This window comes from Microbacterium sp. (genome assembly GCF_032084865.1).
GTDB lineage: Bacteria > Actinomycetota > Actinomycetes > Actinomycetales > Microbacteriaceae > Microbacterium.
The window spans coordinates 1-5,791 of record NZ_DAMDLU010000130.1 but is presented as its reverse complement, the minus strand read 5'-3'; the positions used below and the strand labels follow the sequence as shown (position 1 = coordinate 5,791).

Below are 5,791 nucleotides of genomic sequence, written 5' to 3'. Positions count from 1 at the left end.
GTGGGAGTGCAGGTGGTCACGCCGACCAAGCTCGACGGGGCGCAGCGCAAGCTCATCGAGGACTTCGCGAAGAAGGCGAAGGCCCCGGCTCCCAAGCTCGCCCAGTTCCAGCAGGGACTGTTCTCGAAGCTGCGCGACCGCTTCCGCAGCCACTGACCGAAGCCCGCACCACTGCCGATCGGAGCCCCATGGCCCTGCACTTCGTCGTACCCGACTGCACCGACGCCGCCGTCGGTGAACTCGTCCGGCTCACCGGATCCGAGGCGAAGCACGCCTCGGTGGTGCGCCGCGTGCGCGTCGGCGAGACCGTGACCATCGGCGACGGCCGCGGCGTGTGGCTCGAGGGCGCGACGGAGGACGTCACGGCATCGCAGGTGAGCGTGCGGATCACCGGACGCCGCGTGCAGGACGGACCCGAGACGCGCATCGTACTCGCGCAGGCGCTCGCGAAGGGCGACCGCGACGAGCTGGCCGTGCAGGCCGCATGCGAGCTCGGCGTCGACGAGATCGTGCCCTGGCAGGCGGCGCGCAGCGTGTCACGCTGGGAGGGGCCGAAGGCGGCGAAGGGCCGGGAGCGCTGGGCGACGATCGTCCGCGAGGCGGCCAAGCAGGCGCACCGAGCGTGGGTGCCCGCGGTTACGCCCGTGCAGTCGACTGCGCAGCTGGCCGAGCGCGCGGCGGATGCTCGGCTGCTCGTGCTCGACCCGTGGACGCAGACGCGGATCACCGGCATCCGCCCGGACGGGCGCGACCTCGTGCTGGTGGTCGGCCCGGAAGGCGGAATCTCCCCCGACGAGATGGATCGGCTGGAGGTGCCGAGCGCGTCCGTCTGGGCGACACGGTGCTGCGCACCTCGACAGCCGGTCCTGCCGCGATCGCGGTGCTCTCGGCCAACCTCGGCCGCTGGTGAATAGACTTGCGGGTATGAGCGAACCCTCGATCTTCACCCGCATCCTGAACGGGGAGATCCCCGGCGACATCCTCGCCGAGACCGACCGCGTGTTCGCGATCCGCGACATCAACCCCCAGGCGCCGCTGCACGCGCTCGTGGTCCCCAAGACCGAGCAGTACCGCGACGTCACCGAGCTCGCCGCCGGCGACCCGGGCCTGATGGCCGACATGGTGGCCGTCGCCAAGCAGATCGCCACCGAGCACGCCAACGGCGAGTACCGTCTGATCTTCAACAACGGCGCCAGCGCCGCCCAGTCGGTCTTCCACGTGCACGCGCACGTGCTCGGAAACATCGAGGAGGGCAAGCTCGTTGGCTTCTGACGACAGCGCACACGCCGAGAGCGCACCCCCGCGGTTCCCCGCGCAGCCCGAGCGCACCGAGCGCATCTTCGCGGACGGCATCGCCATGGTGCAGCTGCTCGGGCCGCAGGACCGGCTGCTGCGGATGCTCGAGAAGCAGCATCCGAGTGTGCAGGTGATGGTGCGGGGCAACGAGATCACGCTGGGCGGCTCGGCCGACGATGTCGCCGCGGCGAAGCGCCTCGTCGACGAGCTGATCGAGATGACCCGTTCGGGGCACGACCTCGCGCCGAGTGACGTCGAGCGCTCCGCGCGCATCCTGCGCCGCGACGAGGGGCCGCGGCCCAGCGAGGTGCTCGGCGAGGCGATCCTGTCGACCCGCGGCAGGGTCATCCGTCCGAAGACCCTCGGGCAGAAGGAGTACGTCGACGCGATCGAGCAGAACACCATCGTGTTCGGCATCGGACCGGCGGGCACCGGCAAGACCTATCTCGCGATGGCGAAGGCCGTGCAGGCGCTGCAGCGCAAAGAGGTGCAGCGCATCATCCTCACCCGCCCGGCGGTCGAGGCGGGGGAGAGGCTCGGGTTCCTGCCCGGGTCGCTGACCGACAAGATCGACCCCTATCTGCGACCGCTGTACGACGCGCTCAACGAGATGATGGACCCCGAGGTCGTGCCGCGGCTGATGGCGACCGGCACCATCGAGGTGGCGCCCCTGGCCTACATGCGAGGGCGCACGCTGAACGACTCGTTCGTCGTGCTCGACGAGGCGCAGAACACCACCCCCGAGCAGATGAAGATGTTCCTCACCCGCCTCGGGTTCGGCACGAAGATGGTCGTCACCGGCGACATCACCCAGATCGACCTGCCGCAGGGCGCATCGGGACTCCGCCTGGTCACGCGGGTGCTCGGCGACATCGACGACATCCACTTCTCACGGCTGACCAGCGACGACGTCGTGCGGCACTCGCTGGTCGGCCGCATCGTCGACGCGTACAGCGAGTACGACGAACAGCGCACCGCCGCACGCGTCGAGCGCGAGCAGGCGCACCAGTTCGCGAATCGCGCCGAGCGCCGCGGCGGAGCGCCGCAGAGCCCCCGAGACCGCATGCCGAAGCGAGGCCTGAAATGATCGAGATCAACAACGAATCGGCGATCGCGGTCGATGAGACCGTGCTGCAGCGGCTCACCGACTTCAACCTCGCACAGCTGCACGTCAGCCCCGATGCCGAGGTCGCGATCGTGCTCGTCGACGAGGGCGCCATGGAGTCGCTGCACGTGCAGTGGATGGATGAGCCGGGTCCCACCGACGTGCTGAGCTTTCCGATGGACGAGCTGCGTCCCGGCAGCCCGGAGAACCCCACCGCTCCCGGCCTGCTGGGCGACATCGTGCTGTGTCCGCAGGTCGCGGAGGCGCAGGCACAGACGGCCGGTCACTCGCTGATGGACGAGCTCATCCTGCTGACCACGCACGGCCTGCTGCACCTGCTCGGTTTCGACCACGCCGAACCCGACGAGGAGCGTGAGATGTTCGGGCTGCAGAAGTCGCTGATCGAGGGCTTCGCGCGCGTCGAACGCGGTCGATGACCCCAGCGATACTCCTCGCAGCCGCCGTGCTGCTGGTCGCCTTCGGCGGACTGATGGCCGCCGTCGACGCGGCCTTCTCGGTCAGCTCGAACACCGACCTCGAGAACATGTCGGGCGACGGCCGCAACGCGGCCGCGCTCGCGCGCATCGCCGCAGATCCTGCCCCGCACGTGAACGCCGTCGCCTTCATGCGCGTGCTCTCCGAGACCACGGCCGCGGTATTCGTGACGGTCGCGCTCGATGCCCTGCTGCCGAGCATCTGGTGGGCGATGCTCGCGGCTGCCGTGCTGATGACCGGCATCACCTTCGTGCTCGTCGGGTCCAGTCCGCGCTCGTTCGGCCGGCTGCATGCGACGTCCATGCTGCGCACCTGGGCGCCGGTCGTGCGGGGCATGCGCATCCTGCTCGGGCCGCTCGCTCAGGCGCTGGTCGCGGCGGGTCAGCGGGTGACGCCCGGCACCGGACGCAGCAGCTTCGCCTCGGAGGAGCAGCTGCTGAGCATGGTCGACGAAGCCGCGTCAAACCTGCTCATCGAGGAGGACGACCGGGACCTGATCCACTCGGTGTTCGACTTCACCGACCAGTTCGTGCGCGCGGTGATGGTTCCGCGCACCGAGATGATGACCGTGGATGCCGAAGCGACCACCACCGAGGCGATGGAGCTCTTCCTGCGCACGGGAGTCTCGCGGATGCCGGTCGTGGACGATGACGCGGATGACGTCGTCGGCGTGCTGTATCTGAAGGATCTCGTGCAGTTCGCGTACCGCGACGAGAGTGCGTGGCGCGGGCGGCCGGTGCGGCCGATCGCGCGACCGGCGGTCTACGTGCCCGAATCGATGCGCGCCGAGACCCTGCTGCAGCAGATGAAACGCGACGCCGTGCATGTGTGCATGGTGATCGACGAGCACGGCGGCATCTCGGGGCTGGTCACGCTCGAGGATCTCATCGAAGAGCTGGTGGGCGAGATCGCCGACGAGTACGACCGCGGTCCCGCCGAGGTCGTGGAGCTGGCGGACGGACGGTACCGCGTCAACTCGCGCCTCGGCCTCGAGGACGTGGGCGACCTGTTCGGGATCGAGCTCGAAGATGAGGACGTCGACTCGATCGGCGGGCTGCTGGCGAAAGAGCTGGGCCGGATACCGCAGCCGGGAGACGCTGTGATCGTGCAGGGCCTCGTGCTCACCGGCGGCGCATCGCGCGGCCGCGGGCGCGGGATCGCGACGGTGTTCGTGGAGCGGGCGCCCGGCACGGTGGAGGATGATGATCGTGATGGAGGAGACCGGGATGACTGAGCCTGACGACCGGACCCGCAGCGGCTTCGTGACCTTCGTCGGTCGGCCGAACGTCGGCAAGTCGACGCTGACGAACGCGCTGGTGGGCGAGAAGATCGCGATCACGAGCGAGAAGCCGCAGACCACGAGGCGCGCGATCCGGGGCATCCTGAACCGCCCCGACGGACAGCTCGTGATCGTCGACACCCCCGGCATCCACAAGCCGCGCACGCTGCTCGGCGAGCGGCTCAACGATCTCGTCGAGCAGGTGCTCGGCGACGTCGACGTGATCGGCTTCTGCGTTCCCGCGACCGAGAAGGTCGGCCCTGGCGACCGGCGCATCGCGGCATCCCTCGACGGCTACCCCCGCGCGAAGAAGGTCGCGATCGTGACCAAGACCGACGCGGCGAACCGTGACGACATCGTCGAACGGCTCATGGAGGTCGACTCGCTGCGCGAGGACTGGGCGGCCGTCATCCCGCTCTCGGCGCTCACCCGCGAACAGCTCGATGTGCTGGCCGATGAGATGCTGCAGCTGATGCCCGCAGGTCCGCGCCTGTACGAGGACGGCATCGTCACCGACGAGTCGGATGAGGACCGCATCGCCGAGATCATCCGCGAAGCCGCGCTGGAGGGCGTTCGCGACGAGCTGCCGCACTCGATCGCGGTCGTCGTCGACGACGTCGAGCCGCGCGAGGACACCGACCTCACCGATGTGCACGCGTCGATCGTCGTCGAGCGCGACAGCCAGAAGGCGATCATCATCGGACGCAAAGGCGCCCGTCTGCGGGATGTCGGCGCGGCCGCCCGCCAGGGCATCGAGGAGCTGCTCGGCACGAGGGTGTTCCTGAAGCTGCACGTCAAGGTGGCCAAGGAGTGGCAGCGCGATCCCAAGCAGCTCGGCCGGCTCGGCTTCTGAGATGGCCGCGCACTGGGTCGCCCGCGAGTGGGGCTCGCCGGACGGATGGCGCCTCGAGGAGTACGACGTAGTGCCCCCGGATGCCGGTGAGGTGACGATCCGCGTGCATGCGGCCGGAGTGAACCCGGCCGACGCGAAGCACGTCGCAGCCCCCAGGAGCGGCGTCGAGCTGCCCATGCCGATCGGTTACGAGGTCTCGGGAGTCGTCACGGCGGTCGGTCCTCGCACCGAGATCGTCACCGGCCGCGTCGCCGTCGGCGACGAGGTGATCGCCTTCCGGGTGCGTGGGGGATACGCGACCGAGCTGACGGTTCCCGCGCAGAAGGTGCTGCGAAAGCCCGCCACGCTCACGCACGCGGAGGCCGCGAACCTGCTGCTCGCGGGAACGACCGCATCGGCCATGCTGCACGCCGTCGGTGCGACACGTGGCGAGACCGTGCTGGTGCACGCTGCCTCCGGTGCGGTCGGAGTGAGCCTTCTGCAGCAGGCCGCGATGCAGGGCATCCGGGTGATCGGCACGGCAGGCCGCGCCCGCTTCGACAAGGTGCGCCGATTCGGCGGTCTGCCCGTCGAGTACGGCGACGGGCTGCTCTCGCGCATCCGCGAGACGATGGCCGGTGCCGGCGTGACCGCGGTCGACGCCGCGCTCGACGCCGCCGGCACACCGGAGGCCGTCGAGACATCGCTCGCCCTCGTGGGTGACCGCCGACGCATCGTCACGATCGTCGCGCCGGCCGCGGCCGCCGAGCGCGGCTTCCTCGCC

The 5,791-nt window shown here is 69.8% G+C and carries 6 protein-coding genes and 2 pseudogenes; all 8 read left to right on the top strand.

Annotated features, from left to right (window positions below):
- Nucleotides 1-156, top strand: a pseudogene (locus RT309_RS12085) (molecular chaperone DnaJ); the annotation flags it as partial.
- Between the two features lie 32 nt (nt 157-188).
- Nucleotides 189-910, top strand: a pseudogene (locus RT309_RS12080) (16S rRNA (uracil(1498)-N(3))-methyltransferase).
- Between the two features lie 14 nt (nt 911-924).
- On the top strand, nt 925-1,272 hold the full coding sequence (locus RT309_RS12075) for an HIT domain-containing protein (RefSeq protein WP_313357366.1): 348 nt from the start codon (nt 925-927) through the stop codon (nt 1,270-1,272).
- Between the two features lie 85 nt (nt 1,273-1,357).
- On the top strand, nt 1,358-2,383 hold the full coding sequence (locus RT309_RS12070; RefSeq protein WP_313357370.1) for a PhoH family protein: 1,026 nt from the start codon (nt 1,358-1,360) through the stop codon (nt 2,381-2,383).
- Nucleotides 2,380-2,838, top strand: coding sequence for an rRNA maturation RNase YbeY (gene ybeY, locus RT309_RS12065; protein ID WP_313357364.1), 459 nt, complete (start codon nt 2,380-2,382; stop codon nt 2,836-2,838). Before RT309_RS12070 ends, ybeY begins: the two co-directional genes overlap by 4 nt.
- Nucleotides 2,835-4,130 (top strand): hemolysin family protein, encoded by a 1,296-nt coding sequence (locus RT309_RS12060; protein ID WP_313357362.1) that lies wholly within the window; start codon nt 2,835-2,837, stop codon nt 4,128-4,130. The genes ybeY and RT309_RS12060 overlap by 4 nt, the downstream gene beginning before the upstream one ends.
- Complete coding sequence (gene era / locus RT309_RS12055) at nt 4,123-5,028, top strand: GTPase Era (RefSeq protein ID WP_313357360.1); 906 nt, start codon at nt 4,123-4,125, stop codon at nt 5,026-5,028. The genes RT309_RS12060 and era overlap by 8 nt, the downstream gene beginning before the upstream one ends.
- A gap of 1 nt (nt 5,029) precedes the next feature.
- Nucleotides 5,030-5,791 (top strand): alcohol dehydrogenase catalytic domain-containing protein (locus RT309_RS12050; RefSeq protein WP_313357359.1); only part of this gene is annotated, 762 nt, incomplete at its 3' end.